Origin of the sequence: Comamonas sp. wu1-DMT (genome assembly GCF_040187805.1) — a bacterium.
Classification (GTDB): domain Bacteria; phylum Pseudomonadota; class Gammaproteobacteria; order Burkholderiales; family Burkholderiaceae_C; genus Comamonas; species Comamonas thiooxydans.
Window position 1 is genome coordinate 149,674 of record NZ_JBANEM010000011.1, and the last position, 23,407, is coordinate 173,080.

23 protein-coding genes, 1 tRNA gene and 1 pseudogene are annotated in these 23,407 nt (G+C 60.6%); 11 read left to right on the forward strand and 14 right to left on the reverse strand.

The annotated features are described in order from the left end of the window. The first annotated feature begins 82 nt into the window (after nt 1–82). The 9 genes from V8Z78_RS16750 (at nt 83) to V8Z78_RS16790 (ending at nt 7,831) form a co-directional block, all read left to right on the forward strand. The gene (locus V8Z78_RS16750; protein ID WP_349731766.1) at nt 83–724 is read left to right on the forward strand and encodes a hypothetical protein; all 642 of its coding nucleotides are present in this window, start codon (nt 83–85) and stop codon (nt 722–724) included. Beyond that, entirely contained in the window at nt 693–1,058 is a 366-nt protein-coding gene (locus V8Z78_RS16755) for a hypothetical protein (RefSeq protein ID WP_349731767.1), read from the forward strand. Before V8Z78_RS16750 ends, V8Z78_RS16755 begins: the two co-directional genes overlap by 32 nt. After that, nucleotides 1,045–1,626 carry a hypothetical protein gene (locus V8Z78_RS16760; protein WP_349731768.1) on the forward strand — a complete coding sequence of 194 codons (582 nt, stop codon included), beginning with the start codon at nt 1,045–1,047 and terminating at the stop codon, nt 1,624–1,626. Before V8Z78_RS16755 ends, V8Z78_RS16760 begins: the two co-directional genes overlap by 14 nt. Further along, on the forward strand, nt 1,623–2,027 hold the full coding sequence (locus V8Z78_RS16765; protein ID WP_349731769.1) for a DUF6950 family protein: 405 nt from the start codon (nt 1,623–1,625) through the stop codon (nt 2,025–2,027). Before V8Z78_RS16760 ends, V8Z78_RS16765 begins: the two co-directional genes overlap by 4 nt. Beyond that, on the forward strand, nt 2,012–4,345 hold the full coding sequence (locus V8Z78_RS16770) for a phage tail protein (RefSeq protein ID WP_349731770.1): 2,334 nt from the start codon (nt 2,012–2,014) through the stop codon (nt 4,343–4,345). Before V8Z78_RS16765 ends, V8Z78_RS16770 begins: the two co-directional genes overlap by 16 nt. 138 nt (nt 4,346–4,483) lie before the next feature. After that, nucleotides 4,484–6,577, forward strand: coding sequence for a sialate O-acetylesterase (locus V8Z78_RS16775; RefSeq protein ID WP_349731771.1), 2,094 nt, complete (start codon nt 4,484–4,486; stop codon nt 6,575–6,577). A gap of 69 nt (nt 6,578–6,646) precedes the next feature. Continuing rightward, nucleotides 6,647–6,856, forward strand: coding sequence for a hypothetical protein (locus tag V8Z78_RS16780; RefSeq protein ID WP_349731772.1), 210 nt, complete (start codon nt 6,647–6,649; stop codon nt 6,854–6,856). After that, nucleotides 6,846–7,466 (forward strand): glycoside hydrolase family protein, encoded by a 621-nt coding sequence (locus V8Z78_RS16785; RefSeq protein WP_502878857.1) that lies wholly within the window; start codon nt 6,846–6,848, stop codon nt 7,464–7,466. The genes V8Z78_RS16780 and V8Z78_RS16785 overlap by 11 nt, the downstream gene beginning before the upstream one ends. Next, nucleotides 7,463–7,831 carry a hypothetical protein gene (locus tag V8Z78_RS16790; RefSeq protein WP_349731774.1) on the forward strand — a complete coding sequence of 123 codons (369 nt, stop codon included), beginning with the start codon at nt 7,463–7,465 and terminating at the stop codon, nt 7,829–7,831. Before V8Z78_RS16785 ends, V8Z78_RS16790 begins: the two co-directional genes overlap by 4 nt. Nucleotides 7,832–8,525: 694 nt before the next feature. Here V8Z78_RS16790 and V8Z78_RS16795 read toward each other — a convergent pair. The 6 genes from V8Z78_RS16795 to dmeF form a co-directional block, all read right to left on the reverse strand. After that, nucleotides 8,526–9,047: a hypothetical protein gene (locus V8Z78_RS16795; protein WP_349731775.1), complete on the reverse strand. Its 522-nt coding sequence runs from the start codon at nt 9,045–9,047 to the stop codon at nt 8,526–8,528. A gap of 122 nt (nt 9,048–9,169) precedes the next feature. Next, nucleotides 9,170–9,688, reverse strand: a complete 519-nt coding sequence (locus V8Z78_RS16800) for a hypothetical protein (RefSeq protein WP_349731776.1) — start codon at nt 9,686–9,688, stop codon at nt 9,170–9,172. Nucleotides 9,689–10,146: 458 nt separating this feature from the next. Continuing rightward, nucleotides 10,147–10,575, reverse strand: a complete 429-nt coding sequence (locus V8Z78_RS16805; protein ID WP_349731777.1) for a type II toxin-antitoxin system HicB family antitoxin — start codon at nt 10,573–10,575, stop codon at nt 10,147–10,149. Nucleotides 10,576–10,640: 65 nt separating this feature from the next. Continuing rightward, on the reverse strand, nt 10,641–10,790 hold the full coding sequence (locus tag V8Z78_RS16810) for a type II toxin-antitoxin system HicA family toxin (RefSeq protein WP_349731778.1): 150 nt from the start codon (nt 10,788–10,790) through the stop codon (nt 10,641–10,643). A 343-nt stretch (nt 10,791–11,133) separates the two neighbouring features. Further along, nucleotides 11,134–11,208 (reverse strand) — tRNA-Arg (locus V8Z78_RS16815). Nucleotides 11,209–11,259: 51 nt separating this feature from the next. Next, a complete protein-coding gene (gene dmeF / locus V8Z78_RS16820) occupies nt 11,260–12,213 on the reverse strand; it encodes a CDF family Co(II)/Ni(II) efflux transporter DmeF (RefSeq protein ID WP_179626814.1) in 954 nt (317 codons plus the stop codon). A 71-nt stretch (nt 12,214–12,284) separates the two neighbouring features. On the opposite strand from dmeF, the gene V8Z78_RS16825 reads away from it, so the two are divergent. Then, nucleotides 12,285–12,560: a metal/formaldehyde-sensitive transcriptional repressor gene (locus V8Z78_RS16825; RefSeq protein ID WP_179626813.1), complete on the forward strand. Its 276-nt coding sequence runs from the start codon at nt 12,285–12,287 to the stop codon at nt 12,558–12,560. A gap of 45 nt (nt 12,561–12,605) precedes the next feature. Here V8Z78_RS16825 and V8Z78_RS16830 read toward each other — a convergent pair whose 3' ends face one another. From V8Z78_RS16830 to V8Z78_RS16860, 7 genes are all read right to left on the reverse strand, one after another. Further along, a complete protein-coding gene (locus V8Z78_RS16830; protein WP_003071227.1) occupies nt 12,606–12,881 on the reverse strand; it encodes a hypothetical protein in 276 nt (91 codons plus the stop codon). A 57-nt stretch (nt 12,882–12,938) separates the two neighbouring features. Beyond that, entirely contained in the window at nt 12,939–17,174 is a 4,236-nt protein-coding gene (locus V8Z78_RS16835; protein ID WP_349731779.1) for a translocation/assembly module TamB domain-containing protein, read from the reverse strand. A gap of 2 nt (nt 17,175–17,176) precedes the next feature. Beyond that, nucleotides 17,177–18,952 carry an autotransporter assembly complex protein TamA gene (locus V8Z78_RS16840; RefSeq protein ID WP_502878854.1) on the reverse strand — a complete coding sequence of 592 codons (1,776 nt, stop codon included), beginning with the start codon at nt 18,950–18,952 and terminating at the stop codon, nt 17,177–17,179. 137 nt (nt 18,953–19,089) lie between these two features. After that, nucleotides 19,090–20,277: a vWA domain-containing protein gene (locus V8Z78_RS16845; RefSeq protein ID WP_003071236.1), complete on the reverse strand. Its 1,188-nt coding sequence runs from the start codon at nt 20,275–20,277 to the stop codon at nt 19,090–19,092. Nucleotides 20,278–20,295: 18 nt separating this feature from the next. Next, a complete protein-coding gene (locus V8Z78_RS16850) occupies nt 20,296–20,898 on the reverse strand; it encodes a GNAT family N-acetyltransferase (protein ID WP_003071238.1) in 603 nt (200 codons plus the stop codon). An 11-nt stretch (nt 20,899–20,909) separates the two neighbouring features. Next, nucleotides 20,910–21,131, reverse strand: a complete 222-nt coding sequence (locus V8Z78_RS16855; RefSeq protein ID WP_003071240.1) for a hypothetical protein — start codon at nt 21,129–21,131, stop codon at nt 20,910–20,912. Nucleotides 21,132–21,161: 30 nt separating this feature from the next. Further along, nucleotides 21,162–22,004 (reverse strand): AAA family ATPase, encoded by an 843-nt coding sequence (locus V8Z78_RS16860; protein ID WP_003071243.1) that lies wholly within the window; start codon nt 22,002–22,004, stop codon nt 21,162–21,164. 116 nt (nt 22,005–22,120) lie between these two features. Between V8Z78_RS16860 and V8Z78_RS16865 the strand changes: the two genes are divergently transcribed. Continuing rightward, nucleotides 22,121–22,783: a c-type cytochrome gene (locus V8Z78_RS16865; protein ID WP_179626810.1), complete on the forward strand. Its 663-nt coding sequence runs from the start codon at nt 22,121–22,123 to the stop codon at nt 22,781–22,783. 155 nt (nt 22,784–22,938) lie between these two features. On the opposite strand, the pseudogene V8Z78_RS16870 reads toward V8Z78_RS16865, so the two are convergent. Then, nucleotides 22,939–23,392, reverse strand: a pseudogene (locus V8Z78_RS16870) (DUF1841 family protein). Nucleotides 23,393–23,407: the final 15 nt, after the last annotated feature.

Sequence of the window (23,407 nt, forward strand, 5' to 3'; positions counted from 1 at the left end):
GCAACCTATGACGGGATCTGTGAGCGCATTCAGCGGCGCGTCTTACGATAAATTGATTGGCCCACCTCGGTGGGCCTTTTCAATGGATCTGACGGACGCCCCGGCGTCGATGCTGCCCCAGATTGAAGCTGCATTGCGCCAGTTACGGGGCGGTCTCAATCTGCTTCGCATCGGTGATATGCGCCGCACCGGGCGCGTCAGCGTGGTGCCGGGCGGTGGCGCCAAGGAGGTGCAGATGCTCCCATGGTCCAGCCAGTGGACGCGCTGGGGGCGCATCGGTCCTGCGCCGGTGGCCATTGCTGGCGAGGAGGTGGAGGTTCGGCAGACCACGGACTATTTTCAGAACGCCACGGCTGCGTTGAGGGCCGGGGTTCCGTATGTGGCGGTGGTGGAGGCTTCGGCCACGGTGTCGGCACATGTGGCTTTGTCGGTCGCTGGCGCGGGCGTAGCGGCTCCCTTGGGGGTTGTCTTTGATGCCCTGACCGGTGCGGTGGTCAGTCAGTACGGCCCGGTTAATGCCTGTGGGGCCGCTGCAGCGGGGGGGGCGCTGGCGGTGCTGGCTGACCTTTGGCGGCCAAGCCGGCGATGTGTTGGCCCAGGCCTATGCGCTGCTGCCGGCCCATGGATTGATCCACCTCAAGATGCGCCGCCCCATCCTTGCCATGCAGGCGGGCGCCCTTCCGCCGGCCTATGTGCCAGCGGATTCTGTCAGTGTCTGGGATGAGTATGGCGTGCAGGTCGATGGCGCCGGTCAGACCGGAGCCACTCTGGCCACGCGGAACTGGCCTCCGGGCCTGACCCTGCGGGCCGGGCACTGGATCAGCTACGGCGACGGCATGCACATGCTGCTGGAGGCAGCCACGCCGGACGCGGACGGCAAGGCGCAACTCTGGATTGAGCCGCCCATCCGCCGCAGCCCCGCCGATGGCGCGCCGGTGGTGGTGCGCAATGTCACAGGCCTGTTCAAGCTCAAGGTCAGCCCCAAGATCAGGCAGGAGGGGATGGTCGTCAAGGGGCAGACGCTCACCTTTGAGGAAGATCTGAATGCTTACACCTAACCAGCTGCTGCAGGCGCAGCGGCCGGCAACGGCTGTTGCACTGCTGGCAGAGATGCAGTTCACCACGGGCACCATGCGCCTGAGCACCTGGGAAGGAAGCCTGCAGGCCCTTGGCTATGAGTGGGCCTACCTCCCCGGGGTGATGGGCATCAGCGGGGTGCAGCAGGCCGAGAACATCGAGTATCCCGCCATCGATGTGTCTCTGGCCTTGCCTGACCCTTCCATTCTGTCCCTGGCCGTGGGCAGCGAGAAGACCTATCGGGGCCGCTTGTTCAGGCTGTACATGGCCATCATGGATGACGAGTTCCGACTGGTGGACGACCCGCAGCCGCTCTATGTGGGGGTGATGGACCAGGTGCAGATGAGAACGGGGGACGGCGCCGAAGACAAGGGTGCACTGACCATGCGTTGTGAGCAGCCCGGCAAGGACAGCCGCAATGCGATGAGCCAGCGGTTGACGAATCAGCAGCAAAGCAAGAGATACCCCGGTGACACCGGGCTCAGCCGCATGGCGGAGTTGGCAGGAGGGCCGCAAACATGGCTGACCAAGAAGTTTCAGCAGGTATGAAGCGCTTGCCCGATTGGGAGCTGCGCTTGTCCGATCTCGTCGGCCAGCGCCTGGCAGAGCCGTTTGCCTGGGGCGTCAACGACTGCGTGCTGTTCGCTGCCGATGGCATTGCCGCCATGACAGGGGTAGATCCGGCGGCCGATCTGCGTGGCCAGTGGGTCAGCCGTGGCGAGGCGGTGCGGGTGATCGCCCGACTGGGCGGCTTGCCTGATGCCGTAGCGGCCTTGGGCCTGGAGGCGGTCGCGCCACTGTTTGCGCAGCGCGGCGACCTGGTGCTGCACCGAAGAGATGGAACGGATGCCCTGGCGCTGTGCCTTGGCAATCAACTGGCGGGACCGAGCGATTCGGGCCTTTTGTTTTTTGGGCTGGAAAACGGGGTGCAGGCATGGCGCGTGGGCTGAAGAAAATCGCTGCAGCGCTGATTCTGGCCAGCCTGTGCACCCAGGCCAATGCCATGCCGGCGGCCGTGGCTGCTGTCGGGGTCTGGATGGGTGGTGTGGGTGGGGCGTTCCTGATCATGAACGCCACTGCAGTAGCCATTGGCCTGCAGGTGGCCGGCTTCATGGCCTTGGGCATGTACCAGCGCCAGAAGGCCAAGCGCGAAGCGCGTCGGCAGCGTGACGCCTACAACGCCAGCCTGACCGACCGCAATACGACCGTGGCCGAGGCATCGCCCGAAGTGCGGCACATCTACGGCCGCGCCACGGTGGGCGGGTCTGTCGTGGCCATGTTCACCCGCGGCGACAAGGACCAGATCAAGGACTTGGTGATTGCCTGGGCTGGGCATGAGTGCGATGCCGTCGAGGATGTGCTGATCGCTGGCGAGTCGCTGCAGCTGGATGGCAGTGGCAATGCCACCGCATCGAAGTGGGCGAGCACCAGCACCAGCACGGTGGGCGCCACTGGCGCATTCAGCCTTTCGGGCGCGCTGAACCTGCCTGCGGATACCCAGCGCCTGGTGTCGATTTCCAAGGGTAGCAGCGACGATGCAATGCAGCTTGGGGAATCGCAATACACCCAGACCGGCTTGGTGGTGCAGCTCAATCCCGACGCCATGGATGTGTGGGCTGGCCAGGCCGTGAGCATCCAGTACAGCCGCGAAGCCACGACCAGCTATGTGCGCGTGCGTCATCACCTGGGCGCCGCAGACCAGGCTGCGGATGGGCAGCTCATTGCCGACTCATCCGGGCTGCCTGGTGCCTGGACAGCAACGGATCGGTTGCGCGGCATCTGCTACAGCGTCATCACGCTGGACTTGAATAATCAGGAGCTGCAGAGCGGTCTGCCGCAGCTCACGGCGCGCATCCGGGGAAAGAAGGTCTTGGACCCGCGCAGCAGCACCACTGCTTGGAGCGATAACCCGGCCCTGTGCATCTATGACTTTCTGCGCGCTGGTGACTATGGCAAGGGTGTGTTCCCGGAGCAGGTGGAGGGAGTGGTGGCCGCGGCCAACGCCTGCGATGAGCTGGTTGCCATCCCTGGTGGTACGGGTACAGCAAAGCGCTACACCTGCAATGGCGCCTGGCAGTCCGGCACGGATCCGGACAACGTGCTCGAGGATCTGTGCGGCGCCATGGCGGGCTATGCCATCCCAGGCGGAACTTGGGGTGTCCATGCAGGCGTCTATGTGTCGCCCGTGCTGGTGCTGGGTGATGACCAGGCTGCGGGCTCCATCAACATGGTCCCCGCGCCCAGTCGGTCCGAGGCCTGGAACGGGGTCAAAGGGCAGTTCATTGACCCGGCCCAGTTCAATCAGACGGTGGACTTCGAGCCGCTGCAGAACGCCCAGTATGTTGAGGATGACGGCGGGGAGGTCTGGGGGCAGATCCGGTTACCGTTCACGGACCAGGGCTGGCGCGCCCGCACGCTGGGCAGCATCAGCATGGAAAAGAGCCGCGCCAAGAAGATTGTTTGGCGCGGCACGCTGGCCTGCTTGCGTGCACGGGTCGGAGACCGGGTGATCGTCAACAACGCGCTGCTGGCATTGAGCAATGCGACTTTCAGGGTGATCAAGCGCTCCTATGACCATGGCTCCGCCGCCGTGGAGCTCTCGCTCGAGCAGGACGAGCCGCGCTTTTACCCTGGCGTCAGCAACACGCAGCCGCCGGCGCCAGGCGTTCAGCCAGACCCCACCTACAAGGTCAACCCGCCCACGGGGCTGGTGCTCACCAACCCTGCGCCCGGGCGAATCGGGGTGCACGTCGATCCCAGCGTGGATCTGCGTGTGACCAATGGCGGCGCCTTGCTCATCCAGGTACGCACGGCGGATAGCAGCACCTGGGTGAGCATGCCCAGCGCTCCGGGCAATGCCACAGACCAGGTCATCACGGTGCTGCAAAAGGGCGTCTACGTTGTGCAGGTGGACTGGCGAGCCAGCACCGGACAGCAGTCCGGGCAGTGGCTGGCCGGTGCCGTCACGGTGACGGAGACGTCATTTGCCACTGGCGACGATGTGAGCAACGCGGTCTCTGGCTACGCCAACAAGGAGAACCCAGTGTTTACCGGTGTGGTCGGCTTGCCCGCATACGCCATCGACAACCTGCCGCCGGCGGGCGGCGACAACCGGCGCAAGGCCATCTTGGTTCCGCTGGACCTGGAAGACCGGCCGGCTGTCTGCGTGAGCGATGGCACGGACTGGATCAGCCAGATCACCGGATTGCCGGTGGATTACGTGGCTCCACCCCCACCACCTCCGCCAGCCCCGGCGCCGGCACCGTAGATCGCATCAAACCAACCCAACCGCCCTAGAGGCGGTTTTTTTATGTCCCAAAGGAGGTCGCATGGATAACGCGACGTTTTTTGCCGTGCTGAGGACCCAGGCTCAACTGGCCAAGCAAATCAATAAAGGGGCCCGCCCATGAGTGACGCAACAAACCAAGAAACGGTCGATATTGCCAATCAGATCCTCGCGGAGCTTCAGCAAGCTGCGCGAGATGGGCAGCTCATACAGAACGGCTATTACGAAACTGAGGCTGAAGGCCGCAGTGACGTGATGGATGGAGACACATTCAAAGTTGCGGTGCCTGGAAGCCCAGATGCAATTCTGTTGTATCGCCGAATTAGTTCAGCAGTTTCTGATCTGCTGGCTGTGCTTCCATCTTCCGCTGGTGTCTCTGCATCGATTGTGCGTGAATCCAGAGTGACAACAGGCACGCACGCTATCGGAGACCTTAATCCGTCTGATGTTGGTACTGCGTACCAAGTTGGAGTAATGGTTCTGCCTCAAGACATTAGCAAAGACCGCGTGCTTACTCGATTGGAGTGGGTTACCGGTACCAATGCGGGGATGGTTGTTGCTATTTATGCTGTGCCTGATGGGGTTGTTAACGACGCTGCGTTCACTCGCGTTCGCCGATGGGCCTTACCTAGCCGTGTCGGCCGCAATATTCTCGATGCAAATGATCTTCCAAAGATCGTCATCCCTGCCGGACATGTGCTTGGGATAGCTGTCACCAGTGGAGCACTCTATACAAATAATGCAGCGTCCCCTACGCCGTATTTCAATATCGGAGGGGAAACTGGCTCACTTGGTCCACTTGTGGTTTCTCGTCGTGTTGCGCTGAGAATTGATACTGTCGATTCGGGATTGTTGGGTTCTGGTAATGCAGAGGCGAGTGCAAACGACTCAAGGATTCAGATCGATTCTCTTGGTGATGTTCCGCAGTACATCGGACGTAAAAATTTTGACTGGGCACCTTCCGTTGGCACGGAGGTCAATGGAACCGCCGCATTCGCGGAGCCTGTAAAGCGCCGAAGCCGCATTAATCGTGTTCGCGCCAACGTGAGAACCAACCACATCACACTGGCCGTTTATACGTTGTCTGGCGGTGATGGGTATGGCAAAAGCACTATCCACGGGCAGACAACGTACGTTCGTCGTCTTGTGCAGGACATACCTGTTACTCCCGGCCTGGTTGATCTGTCCGGGAGCCAGATTCCAGAAATGATTGCAGAACCTGGAGAACTGATAGGCGTTTATGTGGACGGCTACATGGATATCAGCACTGAGGTTGTTCAATCGACACCCTGGCATTCCGTATCGGGTGCAAGCGGTAACTTGCCCGGCCCGAATCCTGACAAACGTATTCAAATCTCTGTGGAATTGAGAAGTGTTGTTGACGACTCTGCTGCATCAATTCAGCGAGCTGTTGCTCTAGCAGCTTTGAATGGGTCGCAGACGCAAGATACAGGCGGATTTATTCTGGTGTTCGGTGTTGGGCAGTCGAATCTTGCCGGACGAGCTATAGCGGCAAGCAAGTTCACTGTTGGTGCCAACCGTTCATACAAATGGTCGCCTGCGAGTTCCGCGCTTGTCACATTAACCGAGCCTTCGGGCACTGATTCAACGGCGTTGACTGGCAGAACATCGCTTGGGTCTGCGATGGCGAAAACTGTGCTTGACATGACGCATGGACGTGTGGGGGTGATCTTTGTAAATGCTGCCATCGGCGGTACACGCATTGACACCCATTGGGCAGCCTCTGGCAGCGCATGGACTGCGGCCGTGGCTATGTTCAATGCAGCGGTGGCAAGTAGCAAGGCCAAGAAGCTCAATATCGTAGGCTCATGCTGTCTGTTTGTGCAAGGCGAGAGCAATGGTGATGTGGCAACTGATGCAGCCACGTACAAATCAGCATTTGCGGATCTTGCCGCGCGCGTTCGTGCATTGATGGGCTCTGAGTCAATTCCGATCATCATGGCTCAGACGGGTATCGACAACGATCCCACAGCGCCTGCTGATTACTCGGTGATTCGCGCGGCTCAATCTGAAATCGCGGCAACTTCAGCAAATGTCTTCATGGCACACGCTGGCGCCAAGTGGTTCGCAGATCGAGGCTGGATGATGGACCGCTATCACTACACGGCACCTGGCTACGACGATGTTGGATCGAGCCTGGGTGCTGCGGTAGCAGTCCATGCCATGGGCGTTCATCCGACAGTCACAGGATAGTCAATTCGCCCGCATTGACGGGATTTTTCATAGCCACCTTCGGGTGGCTTTTTCGTGCCTGGGAGGGCTATGGAAAACAACGAAACGCGCGTCGCCGCTTTCAAGATCACGCTACTGACGCTTGCCGGGGCGGTGGCAGAGGTCACGCTCGAGCGCTGGCTCACTATTGCGATCTTGGTCTACACGCTGGCCCAGCTGTATTTCCTGATCCGAGACAAGTGGTGGCGCGATCCGGAGCGCTTCAAAGAGAAGGAGGGCGCACAGAATGATGCTCAATAAAACCAGGGTCGCAGCAGCGGCCCTTTCCATTTCTGCGGCTGCCGGTGCTGCATGGATTGCAGCAGAAGGGGATGGGCCCAAGAGCGTCAGTCAGTCCGGCGAGGTCTTGCTACACCCCTACGTGCCCACGCAAGGCGATGTTCCCACCATAGGCCACGGCTCCACGCGCTATGAAGATGGCCGGCGCGTCACGCTGGCAGATCCGCCAATCACCCGTCAGCGGGCCGTCGAGCTGGCGCTGGGCGAGTTCGACCGCACATATGCGCAGTGCGTGCGCGACAGCCTGGGTAAGACGCTGGTGAATCAGACAGAGTTTGACCAGGCAGCGGATTTTTCGGGCCAGTACGGCTGCAGCGCTTGGCGCGGCTCCAGCATGCTGGCCAAGACCAAGGCGGGCGACTATGCCGGCGCCTGCCGGGCATACCTGGGCTACAAGTTCATGACAAGCACTCGACAAGAGGGCCCGGGCTGGACGGCCTATCAATGGGACAAAACGGGCAAGCCAGCTCGCTGGCGCTTTGACTGCAGCACCCCGGGCAACAAGGTATGCCGCGGCGTCTGGACGCGCCAGCAGGGGCGCTACAGCGCTTGCATGGAGGCCCAGCCATGATTGGGAAGCCTCAAGTTCTAGCGCTGGCGCTGCTGGCCAGCCTCTCAGGCAATGCTGTGCTGGGGTGGGCCTACCTCGGCCAGCGCGACCGAGCCACCAGTGCCCAGGCGAATACTGGGCATGCGATTCAGGAGCGTGATGGGGCACGCGGTACCGCCCAGGCCTGCAGCGATAGCGTGGGCGCTGTGGCAGCTGCTGCCGCGACCCAGCAGGCTCAAGCCGCGCCAGCACTGGCAGCAGCAGCGGCACAAGCCCAGACGCTCAACAAGCGAGCAGACAGCACATTGGCGACCGCGCCGGGCCCGGATGCCTGCGCAAGCATGCAGAACCTTGGCGATGAATGGTTGAAGGAGAGAGCTCAATGATGACGCGTGCTATCTATTTTTTCGCAGCTTGCGCAATGGCGGCGGGGTGTACGACCACAAAAGAGGCTACTCCTGTTGAACTGCAAAAAATCAACATCGCCGTGCCTGTGCCGTGCCAAGTCGCCACGCCAGAGCGGCCGGCTATGCCCACCGAGGTCCTGGCGCCTGGCGTGACCCCGTTTGTCCTGCTTCGCGCGTCTCTGGCTGAGATAGACCGCCGCGAGGCATACGAGGGTCAACTGGCTGCCGCCCTGGCCAGCTGCAGAGCCCCCCTGAAATGACAAAACCCCGGCGCCTTAGGGAGCTGGGGTTTTATTTGTTTGTGCCTGGACTGTCGGCGTCCCTGCTGGAAAACGCTCTGATGGCTGCTTCGTCGACCTCCGATTCAGGCACTCCAGCTGCCACACACGCAATGAAAAAGGAATCTGGCTCATCAGGGCACCGAAGAGAGCGGCGGTGATACCCAAACTCTCGGTTTCCGCTTTGACGGTCCGTGGCCGTGTATGTGTTCCGGCCTTCAACATCGAGGCCTTTCCCATCTAGGGGCCGCCAATGAATATTGCGTGAATTGTTCCCATGCTCCTCCTTCTCTCTCTAATGGCCAAGGCTTAGCGCCAGCCATAGCGAAATCTCCTCATACGGGTTGGTGCTTGAAAAGTCCTGCACTTCCCGATGTGGTGGAGCTTATCAATATCTAATTTTTCACCCCTCGGCCAGCCTTTGCAGCACCCTCCGATTCACAGACCTCCTTCGGTTTTGAGCAGCTGTATGAAGCCTCGCACGTCCAAACGGAAGGCTTCGGCACACGCTTGAAGCGTGCCTTTCCATCTACCACCTCGGGGATGACATCCACACCACTACGTTCGGAGCATTTCAATTGAACTCCAACCTGTTCACCCCGACCCGCGCAGAAGTTTCGAGCCTTGGTTCCTTGCTCTGCATCCGTTTTGGTCTTTCCTGTACCTATACTATTAAATATATCTCCAGATACCTGACGACAAATTCGCTTATCTGGAGCGCCTTCACTGGCGGTTGGACGCGAGGTAAGGAATTGCTGCCCACGTGCATTTCGAGCCGCTTCCTCCATTTCGACCAATCTTATCGCTTCGGCCCGACGATGCTCGCCCATTGATGTTACTTTGTCTTCAATAGCAACTTTTCGCCAATCATCCCGAGCTTTCGTTTCTGCAGCTTTGGCTTTTTCTTCGGGCGACAACTCTCGCAGCTTCTTGCTTTCCCCCCCACTCACGCGGTGCACCAATTTGTACAGTCCCTTCTCCGTAAACAGGGGGAAGAAAAAAAGCCATTAGTGCCGCCGTGTACCAGGGCTTGTGCATATCAAAAACCTGTAGCAGAGGTCGTGTCACACTTCTGACGTAAGAAGTCCAAGGCAAAGGCGAGTCTGGCAATCATACTTTCCGAAGGAGAATGGAAATCAAGGGTAGTTCGATCAATTCTGAAGACTTTAATCCTGGTTTTGCTGATGCTCTTAACCTCTGACCATTTAGAGAAATCAAGTGGCTCGACGAAGGATGTCGGTCCCCACTCCAGGTTCTGAGGCCGCCTTGTCTCGTTGTTCCACTGGGTTAGGTGTGACTTGAATTGCCCATACTTCAATGAAATCTTGGTAAGACAACCCTCAATCGTCTCGACTTTAGTAATATCTCCAAATCGATCTATATTTGCAAATTTCCCACTGGTTAGTGTCCAGCTATTTGTGTCTACTTTCACGCTTGGCAGGACTTGCTCCAAAAACTTCTGAGCACTCTCGACTGTCTGTTCTTGAGCGTGAATAGCTCCGTGTGCAGATAATAGTATGAACGTGATGAGCGATGCTTTTCTGAAGGTTATAGTCATATTGGCGTTCCAGTTGTGAAGTTTATGAACTGTATTGATGTGGGTGCATTGTTTCTGAGCAATATTAAAATGAACCCTGATGCTCCTACTTAACTAGTATTTACCTGTTACCAAATGGACGTGTTAGACACCTACTCTAGAGAATTTGAAGTGTTCCAGCATTACCACAACATCTGAACTGGCGATCATGGGCATGTTTGTAGTCCTCCAGGGCGTGCATTTTTTGCACCGTGTCTTAATGTAGCATGCTGAATGGCGCCTACGGCATCGTACCTTCGGCCAGCCATTGATTGATTTCCCCATACCGGTCATAGCTCGCAAAGTCCACGACGTGGGGGTGACGGGCATTCAGGTAGGCCCAGAACACATGCACTGCCGTGCCTTCCGCAGGCTACACAGTGGCAGACCACTGCCGCCAAAGGGCGAGCACCTGCGTCCGGGCATCCTCACGTCGCTTGCTATTTCACCCGCCGGACGGACAACTCCAGCTCATACCCCATGGCAGCCAGGGCGGCGGCGACGGTATCAATCTTGGTGGCATGGCCCAGGTCAAAAACGCGGGTCATCTCCTGCGGCTTCACGCCCATGGCGCGGGCCACATCGGCAGGGCGGGCGCTGGTGGCCAGCCGGGCATTGAGCAGAGCCACCTTGACCGCGACACTGGCGGGCAGCTCCACTAGGCGCTCGCCCTTTTCGGGTTTGCTGGGCGCCGGCACTGTGCGGCCATCTTCAAAATAGAAGTCCATGGCTGTGACCAGCGCGTCCCGGGCCATGGTTTCTGCCTCTGCCAGGTCATCGCCCTGGGTGATCGCTTCAGGAATATCCCGAAACGTGACGGTGTAGCCCCCTTCGTCGGCGGGATCGAAGCGGGCAGGGTACTTTTGCATGTTGTGTCCCATCTAGTGGTCGTGAAGCTCAGGAATTCAGGCTAGGCCCCTTCGGGCCTGCCTCCTTAGTTGATTCCTAGTTGCTTCAGGATTGCGCGTCTTGTGCCTTCCTTCAGCTCTTTACTTGGGTGTCTTGGCAGGGTGCTTGCTTTGCCGTTGTGGTACAGCCTCCAGTGATTCGTACCGTTCTCGACTCTGACCCCCCTGCGCTTCAAGCCACCGCTTGAATTCGCTGATTTTCACGACCACCTTTCTTTTGTTGCGATGGTGCAAGTATAAACAAAAATGCTTAGATAATGCAAGCATTTTTGTTTATTTATTTTCCCCGAGTCGGCCACACTATTGGCGTGATTCGGAGCCACGCATGCTCAAGCTCGAGCGGGTGGCCTGCCGGGCGATGGTGCAGGAGGTTGGGCTGGCTCAGAAATGAAAAAGCCCCGGCACTTGATGATGCCGAGGCCTTTTTGTTGTCGCAGTTGCCTTGCTGGGATCTGTGTCCCCGCAATGTCCCCGAGCCACTTGAGAAGCTCGCAAGACGTTGATTTTTTTAATAAAAAATGGTCCCCCCGACAGGAATCGAACCTGTATCTGTCGCTTAGGAGGCGACCGTTCTATCCATTGAACTACGGGGAGGGACGCTGGATTCTACCCGTGTTGCCAGCCTGTGGATTCCAACCGACTTATTTATGTCAGCTCTGTACTGTTGACTTCGACAGAGACGTGGGTGAGTTCTTCGTGTACCGACAGCAACCGGCGGATGTAGTCGGGTGTGACCGTGGCAGCGCCCTCGACTGCGATGATGCAGGCATGGTGGTTCTTGCCTACGCGCCAGACATGCAGGTCTGTGATGGTGACGGGTTGCGGACCTTGCGCGATGGCATCACGTATCTCTTGCACGACGGGGGCATCCATTTCGGCATCGAGCAACACGCGGCTGCTATCGCGCAGCAAGCCCAAGGCCCACATGGCCACCATCACGGAGCCGACCAGGCCCATGACCGAATCCAGCCAAGCAAAGCCCAGGAGCATGCCACCCAGCAACGCTGCGATGGCCATGACTGATGTGGCTGCGTCTGCAATTACGTGCAGATAGGCGGAGCGCAGGTTCAGGTCGCCATGCGCATGGTCGTGCCCATGGTGATGATCGTGGTGGGACTCATGGCCGTGGTGATGGTGGTGTCCGTCCTTGAGCAGCCAGGCACAGACCAGGTTGACCAGCAGGCCAAGAGTTGCCACGCCTATGGCTTGCTGATAGTGAATGGCGGCAGGCGAGAGCAGGCGTTGTATGGATTCAAAAGCCATCAGGCCTGCAACCAGCAGCAGGCAGATGGCGCTGGTGTAGCCCGCCAGGATTTCTATCTTCCAGGTACCGAAGCTGAAACGTCTGTCATTGGCCAGCTTGCGCGCAGCGGCATAGGCGCTGACGGACAGGCCTAACGCCAGCGCATGTGAACTCATATGCCAGCCGTCTGCCAGCAGGGCCATGGAATTGAAGTAATAGCCGGCGGTGATTTCCAGCACCATCATGGCAAGCGTCAGCAGCATGGCCAGCTTGGCATTTTTTTCACCCAGCGGATTGCCTTGGTCAAAGTTGTGGGAGTGTTGCCGGGTAAGGGGGGAGGCGGTGTATGAGGTCATGATTGGCTTGTTTTTATATACTCTACCCCAGTATATTTTCCATACCGGCAGGAGGACTACAATTCCTGCATATGTCGCATACCGTTTCGAATCAAAAACCGTTGCTCGCGCGCATTCGCCGCATCAAGGGGCAGACGCAGGCACTGGAGCGGGCTCTGGAAGAGGGGCAGGAATGTGCCGTGGTGCTGCAGCAACTGGCGGCTGTGCGCGGGGCCGTCAATGGTTTGATGCTGGAGTTGCTAGAAGGCCATGTGCGCGAGCATCTGGGCGTCGAGGCCGCGACGGCCGAGCAGCGTGAACAGGACCTGGAGCTGGTCGTAAAGGTGCTGCGTTCCTACGTCAAATAGGGCCGGGCTGCAGGCGTGGGCGGCCTGCATGGATGAAGCGGTGGATCAGGGCTGCACCAGCGCCGCCAGATCATTGACGAATGGCTGCACGCCAGGATGGCCGTGCAGCCATTGCCTGCCCAGAAATTCTTCGATCGACTGTTGCTGCAGCCCGAGGCCGGGCCGGCGGGCCGATGCGGCCTGCAGCAGGTCATGAGCGCGGTTCATGACCTGCTCGCTGTCTGCGGCCGCGGGCTCGCCCAGCTCCAGCATCCATTCCTGCTGGATGCGGAGTATCAGTTTGCCCGCGGCTTGCTCAAGCGCAGTGCGGTTGCGTGGCATAGCAGAATTGATGGCTTCTATCGCATGCCAGAAAGGGGATGAAGGCAGTTCTCATGCTTAGTCCTTGCGAACGGTATAGACGATATCCATGGCGCTGGTCATGCCGGTCTGGGCGCGCAAGGTGACGCTGCGCGACAGGTCGTAGAAGATATAGATGATGCCCATGGCTCCCGACAGGCTCTGCTCGTAGGTCAGGTAGAGCTTGTCCGAGATGCGCTTGCCCATGGTCAGCGCAGCACCTGCTGCATCCGTACCGTCCCCGCCTCCCTTGAAACCGACTTCATCGAGCCCCAGGCTGCCCGCAATCTTGCCGCTGGAACTGTTGCCGCCAGCCAGCAAGGCCATGGCGGCCTGCTGAAGCAGGGCGCTGCTGGCCCCGCCGGAGGCAGGGTCGCGGCCCATGACTACCCAGGAGAGCTTTTCCGCGTCGGGCAGGGCAGGGTCCGAGTACAGCAGCACGCGTGGCGCACTGGCCGTGCCCAGCACCTGCACACCGGCCTTGACGGCAATATTCGGGCGCAGCGCCAGTATGTCCAGCGAGGGGTTGTTGTAGGGGCCATTGAAGCGGATCAGCCCGGTTTCCACATTCAGCGACTGTCCCCAGGCGCGGTAGCGGCCTTGCTCGGTACGGATCTCTCCGGTCACGCTGGGCGGGCCGCCGATGTAGCTGGCGCCTCGCACTTCAAGCTGACCCAGCAGTCGCGTGGTTATGCCAAAGCCTTGCAGCGCAAAGTCACGTCCCATGTCGAGCTTGACAAGAATGTCTGGCACCTTGCGTGGCGTGGCGCGGGCCTGCTCCTTGCGGACCTGTTGTTCGCTACGCCGGCGCTCCTCCTCTTCGGCCTTGCGCGATGCCGCCGAGCGCACCACCACATCCTTGTCCAGCGATGGCGCGGATTCCTCGGGCAGGATGATGGAGGCTCTGTCGACCGTCAGGTCGCCGCGCAGCGTGAACTGGCCTTTCTCCAGCCGGGCCTGCAGATCGCCGGAGACGCTGACCTGACGGTCGGCGCGCACCAGGACTTGCAGCTTGCTGGCCTTGGCCTGCAGATTCATGCTCAGGCCCGATTCGGCCCCCGTACCCGGTGGTGTGAACTGGGCATAGCCCGAGCCGGTAAGCTGGCCACCGTCTTCAGGAGCTCGGGTCAGATTGCCGCTATAGCCCAAAATGCGCGCCTGGCTGCCCTTGCCGCCCTTGAGGCGCAGTTCGGTGATGTCCAGTCTGGTGCCTTGCAGCTTGGCGCGCAGAATGCCGTCGCGCAGGTCCACGCCATCGAGCAAGGACACGATGTTGAGCCCATCGGCCTTGATATCGCCCTGCCACTTTGGGTCCTGCAAGGTGCCGCTGATGCTGGCATCCGCCGCCAAGCTGCCCTGAATGCGCCAGCCCGGTGGCGCAAACAAGGACCACAGCCCCATATCTGGCATATTGGCGTGCAGCTGACCGGACAGAGGCGCTGTGGCGGGTAGCGTCCAGCCGTCTTGCTGGTAGCTGAGCTGGGTGCGCAGGTCGGCGTTGAGCTTGCCTGCGCGCTCGCTGTCCCAAAGCAGTTTGGCGTTGACCTGGCTGCCCTGGGCCTGCACGTTGAGGCGCATGTCCTTGATGCGCGAGCGCATGCCTGCGCCGCCGATCTGGCGCGTGCGCGTGCCGCCGGCGCGTGTGGCGGTGGGGCCGGTAGTCTGGATGACGGTGGTGCTGGAGCCATCGTCCACCGCCAGCCGCAGATCGCCTGCGGCGCGTTCGACCGTGAGATCGGCCTTGAGATCCTTGCCCAGAGTGTCCAGGTTCCAGCGCGCGTTGAAGCTCAAGTCGCCGGAAATCCCAGCGGCTTCCAGTGGCGGATCGTCATCGCCCAGGCTGAAGGCATCGACCCAGGCCAGCGGAATTCCAAGGGCCTGCCCTGCGCTGCGCACACCCCATTGGCCGCTGCCGGCACGGGTGACGGAACTCGCCTCCCATGTCAGCTGGGCGGGAGGCAGTGGCTCGCTGCTGGTACGCCTGAGGCTCAGTTTTGGAGGCGTGATCTGCAGCTTGCCGGCGCTGAACTGATAGGAGGTGCTCAGCACCGTGCTGCCGCTGGTGCGCTGTTGGATCTGGACGGGGGCACCGGGCTGAAGCTGCACGACCCAGGGGCCGGGCTTGTTCTTGTCGGGTGTGAGCTGGGCCTGCAGCTTTTCCAGACTGGCTTGCCAGTCCAGCGGTGCCATGCCCTTGCCGCCGACTAGACCGGCCTGCAAAGCGGTGTCGAGCTGAATGCTCTTGCCCGCTTGCTGGGCCTGTGCGGTCAGGCCGACCCTGGCATTTTCGGGGCTGCCGTCAATGCTCAATGCCAGCGCAGGCAGGACGGCGCCCTGGTCGACTGCGGTGCCGGCAGGCAGATAGCGAATCTTCTCGGCGCGCAGCTTGGCCTGAATCTGCAAGCCACTGGCGGGAATGGCCGCGCCATGGGCGGCGCTCATGCGCTTGAGCAGGTTTTCCCAACCGCCCTTCAGGGCCAGTTGCAAATCTGCGCTGCCATCAAGCTGCGCACCGCTCAGTGGGTCCTTGACGCCCGGCAGCTTGCGCAGCCATTGCGTGAGCGTGCTCATGGAGCCGAGCTGCAGCTGGCTTTGGACAGCGCCGCTGGCGGGGCCCATCTGCCCTTCGATGCTCAGTTGCGCACCGGGAGCAACGGCCTTGAGTTGAGCCTTGGCCTGCTGGGTTTCGGTATTGAACTCCACGGACCTGGCATCGACGCTGGCTTGCAGGGCTTCCAGCTGCAGCTTTTCCAGTTGCAGCAGCGGAGCCTGCCACTGGCCGCTGGCCGCCAGTGTCTGAATGCGCAGCGCCGGGCTGTCGCGCTTGCCGCTTGCCGCCTGCAGATTGGCGTCAAACACTATCTTGCTGGCTGCTGGATCGCTGCTGTCGACATCGGCCTGCACGGCCTTGGCACTGATCCGGCCCTGCAAGGGCGAGGCTTCCAGCGTGCTGTAGAGATCGGCCGGGTTGAGCTGTTCCACCGTGGCCAGGCCTTCGAACAACCGGGTACTCGGAGTGAACTGACCGCCGAGTGCGATATGGCCCTTGCCGATCTGGATACGGGAGTCATCCACCTGCCATTGCTGGCCATCGAAATCGATTCGGGCTGTCAGCTCGGCCACGGGCAGGCGCTGCCTGTCCCAGGGGCCGGGCAGTGCGTTGCTGAAACGGGTGTTCAGGTTCCAGGGCTGAGCCTCCAGGTCTGCCGCTGTTGGCATGGTCTCGTCGGGGCCGGCCTGCAACTGGCCGGTCAACAGGGTGCGTGGCCCTTGAGGCCAGAAGGCCGAGACATCGAGATTGTGGAGTCTGGCCTTGGCTGCCATCAGCGGCTGGCTGCGCCAGGGCATGATGCTGGCCTCCACATCGGCCTGCATGGTGCCCACCTCTGCCGTTGCTGCTTCGGACGGCCTCCCGCTCTTCTCCCGCTTCGGCTCGGTTGCCTGCGGGTCTTGAGTTACCGGGCCAGGGGTCGATGCTTCAGCGCTGGCATTGGCCTTGATTGCCAGCCTGGCCGCTTCGGTGGCCAACGTGCCTTCGGCCGTCACCTTGGCCTGCACGGCTATGGTGTTGAGGGCGTCAGCGCTTTTGTCCAGCGGATTGGGTACTTGCACATCGCCTGTTGCTTCTGCTTGCAAGGCCATGGGGGCCGCGCCCTGCAGCTTCAGCTGGGCCTGATAGGCACCCTGGGCAAAGCGCAGGCTGCTGACCTTGAGTTCATGGTCTGTGCCCGTGTATTCATAGCGGCCGTGGAGGTCCTGAACCACGGCCTCAGACGGGCCTTGCCAGATGATCTGATCGATCCTGAAGGGCAGCTCTATTTTCACCGGCAGGGTCAGCGACTGCAGTGGTTCACTGGCGGGTTGGTCGGGGTCGGGGGTGCTGGCAATGCGCAACTCTGCGATATGGACTTCGCCCAGCTTGAGCGTACGGGACAACAGCAAAGGCCTGAACTGCCAGCCGATCTGAGCTTCCCTGACCTCGACCTTCATGGTCGGGCTTTGCCATTGCAGCCAGCCGATACGGCCGCCGTTCTTGACGCTGCCCGTGACCTCCTTGGCCACCAGGCTCTGGTCTGCGGGCAGCCAGCCCGCCACGCGCTGCAGCGTCTGGTTGAGCGAGTCGTCCCTGCCAATCCACCACAGCAGGCTGCCAAGTGCCAGCGCCAGGGCGAGCAGGGCCGCTGCAATAGTCCAGCCCAGTGCGCGCAGCCAGCGGCGGCGTCTGGGGGCTGAGGAGGAGGCCTTGGCGGTAGGGGTTGTGTCTTGTTCTGCCATGCTTAAAACGTGAAGCCCAGGCGCAGGTGCAGGCGCAGTTGCTGCTCCTGAGCGCCCCAGGCGAGATCTGCTTGAATCGGACCGACCGGGCTTTTCCAGCGTATGCCGGTGCCAAAACCGACGCGGGTGTAGAGCCGGTTGATATCGTCGCCGACCGTACCTGCATCGATGAAGACGGCGTGTTCGAAGTCCTGGGTGTTGCCCTTGATGGTGATGGGCCGCTGCCATTCCACGCTGCCCATGGCCAGATAGCGGCCGGCAATCACGCGGCCGTTGTCGGTGCGTGCGCCAATCGACTGATAGCCATAGCCGCGCACCGTGTTGTCACCGCCGGTCAGAAACATGATGGTGGTGGGCAGATCCACATCTTTCTTGGCCATGACGGCGCCGACTCCGGCCTTGATCTGCAGACGGCTGTGGCGCCTGGTTTCCTCATCGCGCTCGCCCAGCGGGATCAGGCTGAGCCAGCGGCCCGTGAGGCGCCCGAACGGCGAACGCTGCGGTGTCAGCGTGGTGCCGGCACCGGCTTCCAGGGCCAGACCGAAGCCCGAGGTAGGCAGTAGGTTGTTGTCGAAATAGCGGGCCGTCCAGCCATAGTTGGCCAGCAGCGAGGAGGCGCCGGGCGGAGCACCTGCTCCCTGGGTCTTGGCGTAGTCGTACTGCAGGTACAAATTGCGCTCTATGCGGTCTTCTGCCTTGGAGCGGCCAAAGCGCATCTGCGCACTGTTGGTGTAGAAGTCGCCAGCAGGTGCACGCTCTAGCTTGCCGCTGGCAAACCAGCGCCAGAGGTCTTCACCAGGAAGGCCGACCAACTGAGTGGAAATCAGCGGGTTCTTCTTGTCCAGCTGCAGCTTGCTGACGGCGCGCCAGTTCAGACCAGGAACCTTGTTGTAAGTGTGATCGATGGACAGACGAGGTCCGGTGTCCGTGCTCAGACCCACACCGAACACCCATTTCTGCAGCTTGGCCTCGCGCACCTTGGCAATCACGGGCGAGGTGATGGCTGCACCCTGATTCTTGCGCTGCTCGTCGCGCTCAGCTTCGGTAGCGGCCTGTTGTGGCGAATCGGCCAGCGAAAGAAATACCGAGTCGTAATAGCCGCTGCTGACCAGGCGCTGCTGCGCATCGAGCATGCTTTGCAAGTCATATTCCCTTCCTTCCGGAAGGCGCGCAATACGGGCCGTGCGCACCGGGTCGTAGCGCTCGGCACCATCGATCTGCAGCGGACCGAATGTATAGGCCGGGCCGGGGTCGTAACTCACGCTCACCTGGGCCTTGTTGGTGTCGGCGTCCACATCGGCGAGACTGGTATCTATGCGGGCCAGCGGATAACGGCGCTTTTGCAGCTCCTTGAGACCACCGCTCTTGGCGCTGCTCCAGGCCGATTGCGAGAATTGCTCGCCAGCCTGCAGCGGCCAGGTTTCCTCGATCTGCAGGCGCTGCGAGGTTCCCAGCTCGTCGCTGGCATTGACGCCGGTAAAGCGCACCTCGGATTTTTCAATGATGGTGGGCGGGCCCGGATCGACCTTGACCACCACTTTGCGCGGTGCTTCTTCCTCGGGGGTATCGGTCAGCTCCACGGTCACCGTGGGGCTGAAATAGCCCAAGGAGCCTATCAGCTCGCGTACGTTGGCATCGGTCGCGCCCAGCAGGCGCGTCAGCTCGCGGCGCTGCAGATCGGGCTGGTGGCGAAAACGCTTGAGTTCAAGATGCTGCTCCAGCAGCGCACGGACTTGTTTTGGGGCATCGACTTCCAGCGTGAAGGCGGGGGGGACCACTGGTGTCGATGCCCATGGCTTCGGCTTCTTTGTCTTTGGGGGAAAGCAGGCTGCAGCCGCTGAGGAGCAAGGCGGCTCCCAAAAGCAAAGCCGGCCTCAAGGCCGGCTTTTTCAAGGGCAAGGTCTGGGGCATGCCCCTATTTTGACAGCATGCGCATGGCGTCTTCCAAGCCTTTGAGCGACAAAGGGTACATGCGGTCCCCCATCAACTGCTGGATGATGCTGATGCTCTGGCGGTACTGCCATACGCCCTGAGGTTCGGGGTTGATCCAGGCAAAGTGCGGGAAGGCGTTCGTCAGGCGCTGTAGCCACTCGGCACCGGGTTCCTCGTTCATGTACTCGACCGAGCCGCCGGGCTGCAGGATTTCATAGGGGCTCATGGTCGCATCGCCGACAAAGATCAGCTTGTAGTCCTTGTTGTACTTGCGAATGATGTCCCAGGTCGGGAATTTCTCGGCAAAGCGGCGGCGGTTGTTCTTCCACATGAAGTCGTAGACACAGTTGTGGAAGTAATAGAACTCCAGATGCTTGAGTTCGCTCTTCACGGCCGAGAAAAGCTCCTCCACGCGCTGGATATGCTCGTCCATGGTGCCGCCCACGTCCATGAGCAGCAGCACTTTCACATTGTTATGCCGCTCGGGAATCATCTTGATGTCGAGATAACCCGCATTGGCTGCCGTGGAGCGGATGGTGTCCGGCAGATCCAGTTCCAGTTCGCTGCCCTGGCGCGCAAACTTGCGCAGGCGGCGCAGCGCGACCTTGATATTGCGCGTGCCCAGTTCCTGGGTATCGTCATAGTCGCGGTAGGCTCGCTGCTCCCAGACCTTGACGGCACTCTTGTTGCGGCCCGGCCCGCCAATGCGTATGCCTGCCGGGTTGTAGCCGCCGTGGCCGAAGGGGCTGGTGCCGCCCGTCCCTATCCATTTGTTACCGCCCTCGTGGCGCTCCTTTTGCTCCTCCAGGCGCTTCTTGAGCGTTTCCATCAGCTCGTCCCAGCCCATGGCTTCGATCTTGGCCTTGTCCTCGGGGCTGAGCTCTCGCTCCAGAAGCTTTTGCAACCAGTCCTGCGGAATTTCCTTGGTCAAGTCGGCCAGCATCTCAACCCCCTTGAAATAGGCGGAAAAAGCGCGGTCGTACTTGTCGTAGTGCTTCTCGTCCTTGACCAGAATGGTTCGGCCCAGGTGATAGAAATCGTCCAGGCTCCAGCGATCCTCGCTCTTGGGGCCGATGATGCCCGCGTCCAGTGCCTCCAGCAGGGCCAGAAACTCCTTGACCGACACAGGCAGTTTGGCGGCACGCAGGGTGTAGAAGAAGTCGATCAGCATGAAAAATGTCTCCAGCGCTTATGTAGCGGGTGCATGCTGCTCCAGAAGATAGAGCAGTTGTGCACGGGCTTCAGGCCATTCGCCGCTGCGCATGCTGTACATCACGGTGTCGCGAATCGTGCCGTCGCGGCGCAGCGCATGGCCGCGAATCACGCCATCTTTCTTGGCACCTAGGCGCTCGATGGCGCGCTGGCTGGCGAAGTTGAAGTTGTCCGTGCGCCAGCCCACCACATGGCAGCCCAGCGTACCGAAGGCATGGGCCAGCAGCAGCAGCTTGGCCGAAGTGTTGACATGAGTGCGCTGCACGCTTTTGGCATACCAGGTGTAGCCAATCTCCACACGGCGAATGGCCGGCACGATGTCGTGATAACTGGTCGTGCCCAGCACCTTGCCGCTGGCATCGTCGAGCACGGCGAACGCAAAGCGGTGGCCCTGGTCGCGGCCCAGCAGCGCGGCCTCGATATAGCTGCGCACCTCGCCAGGCTCGGGCACGGAAGTCACTCGAATCTTCCACAGCTCTCCATCGGCAGCGGCCGCTGCCAGTCCAGGCTCATGGCTTAGATCCAGCGGCTCCAGTCGCACACCGCGGTCGCGCAAGGTCACAGGTTCTACAAAAGTCATGGCTTGCTCACTCAAAGTGGATTGCGCTTGCTGCGCCAGAGTCGGGCCAGCTTGAGCCCCAGGCCTCCGCCCAGCCCCACCATGGCAATGGCGGCAATGCTGCCCGCACCATAGCCCTGGGCAAACAGGTCAAGGCCCAGCACATGGGACAGGCCCCAGCCCAGCAGGGCGCCGCCCACAAAGCCGATGGCGTCGGAGCCGCCTTCCAGCAGCAGTTGTTGTGCGGTGCTCATGGGCTGCGTCTCCTCGGTTCTTAAGGACGGTTAGCGGTTGCGCTGATTCATGAAGACCAGCTTTTCAAACAGGCTCATATCCTGTTCGTTCTTGAGCAGCGCGCCAACCAGGGGCGGTACGCTGACCTTGCCTTCCTCGGATTGCAGGGCCGATGCAGGAATTTCCTCGGCGACCAGCAGCTTGAGCCAGTCGATCAGCTCGCTGGTCGAAGGCTTTTTCTTGAGGCCGGGCAGATTGCGCACATCGTAGAAGACCTTCATGGCAGCATTCAGCAACTCACCCTGCAGCTTGGGAAAATGCACGTTCACGATCTGGCGCATGGTGTCGGCATCGGGGAACTTGATGTAGTGGAAGAAGCAGCGGCGCAAAAATGCGTCAGGCAGCTCTTTTTCGTTGTTCGAGGTGATGAACACCAGGGGGCGGTGTTTGGCGCGGATCATCTCGTGCGTCTCGTAGCAATAGAACTCCATGCGATCGATTTCGCGCAGCAAGTCGTTGGGGAACTCGATGTCAGCCTTGTCGATCTCGTCGATCAGCAGGGCCACGGGACGTTCCGCCGTGAAGGCCTGCCAGAGCACGCCCTTGACGATGTAGTTGTGAATGTCCTTGACGCGCTCGTCTCCCAGCTGCGAATCGCGCAGGCGGCTCACGGCGTCGTACTCATACAGGCCTTGCTGGGCCTTGGTGGTGGACTTGATATGCCACTGCAACAGCGGCATGTCCAGCGCCTGGGCCACTTCCTCGGCCAGCATGGTCTTGCCCGTGCCGGGCTCGCCCTTGATGAGCAGAGGGCGCTGCAGGGTAGCGGCAGCGTTGACGGCCAGCATCAGATCTTGCGTGGCCACGTATTTGTCGGAACCTTGAAACTTCATGGGCGGTATCAGCGTAAGTATTGATAAGCGTGCGAAATTCTCACTGCCATAATCGTTTGCACTGCAGCAAGGCATTTGAGCACCCGTCTGAACTCTTGAAGGATTGTGCGCGCAAAATGATAAAAACTTGGACCACGGTATTGGCAGTAGTTGTCGCATCAGTGACCGGCGCGGCAAACGCCCAGGCTGTCAAGGGCGATGCAAAGGCTGGCGAAGGCAAGATCGCCATGTGCATAGGCTGTCATGGCATCACCGGTTATCAGGCCAGCTTCCCTGAGGTTTACAAGGTGCCGATGATCGGCGGGCAGAACGAGGCCTATATCGTCTCGGCCCTGAATGCCTATAAGAAAGGCGAACGAAAACACCCCACTATGCGTGGCATTGCCGACTCGCTGAGCGAGCAGGACATGGCCGATGTGGCGGCCTTCTATGCAGGTCATGGCAATGCCAAGGACGGCAAGGCCAAGGAGGCGAACCCTGCTGTCACGGCGCTGCTGCAAAAAGGCGCCTGCTTCTCCTGTCACGGTGAAGGCTTTTCAAAGCCGATTGACCCGTCCTATCCCAAGGTGGCGGGGCAGTATTCGGACTATGTTTTCCGCGCCTTGCAGTCATACAAAACCGATGGCAATCCGCTCATAGGGCGCAGCAATGGCGTGATGGCCGGCATTGCCAAGCAGTTCAAGAACGACGAGCTGCAGCAGCTCGCCAAGTACATCGGTAGCCTGGACAGCGAGATGCAGGTGGTGGCGCAGCCGCACTTCCGCCTGGGCCAGAAATAGACCTTGTTTCAGAAAAAGCAAAAGCCCGTCAGACGGGCTTTTGCTTTTTCTCAACGAGATGCAACTCAGGGGGCCGGTCCCCAGGGCTTGGGGGGGCAGAGCTGGAGCCATCCTGCCGCGAGTGTGTCATCTCCCACCGGAGGCTGCGCAGCGCATCAGGGGGTACTTTTAAAACTGCCGTCGGTGGTGGCCAGACGCTGCACTCCGGCGACATAGGCTTCGCCATCGGGCGGGCGTCCCGAGCGCTGGCTTTCCCAGAGCATCTGGCCCAGGCATTCCATGGCGGCGTGATGGGCGTCATGCAGATCACGCTTCTTGGCCAGCAACTCAACCGCCTGGCGGATGCCGCGTGGCGAGTCCACGCTGCACTGCTCGCTGATGGACAGATGCATGGACAGATGCAGAAACGGGTTGGTGCGCTCGGGCTCTGAGTCATAGTTGCGCGCCACGGCGGCATCCATGTCGGAGAGCTCATCGAAATACTCGGGGTGCTCGTCTATCCACAGGCTGGCCAGTGTCTCGATGGCCTCCATGGGCGCGCCGCTGATCATCTTGGCGCGCACACCGCAAAAAAAATCGCCGTACGTCGGCTTGACTGGGGTTGAACATGATGGCGCGCAGCGT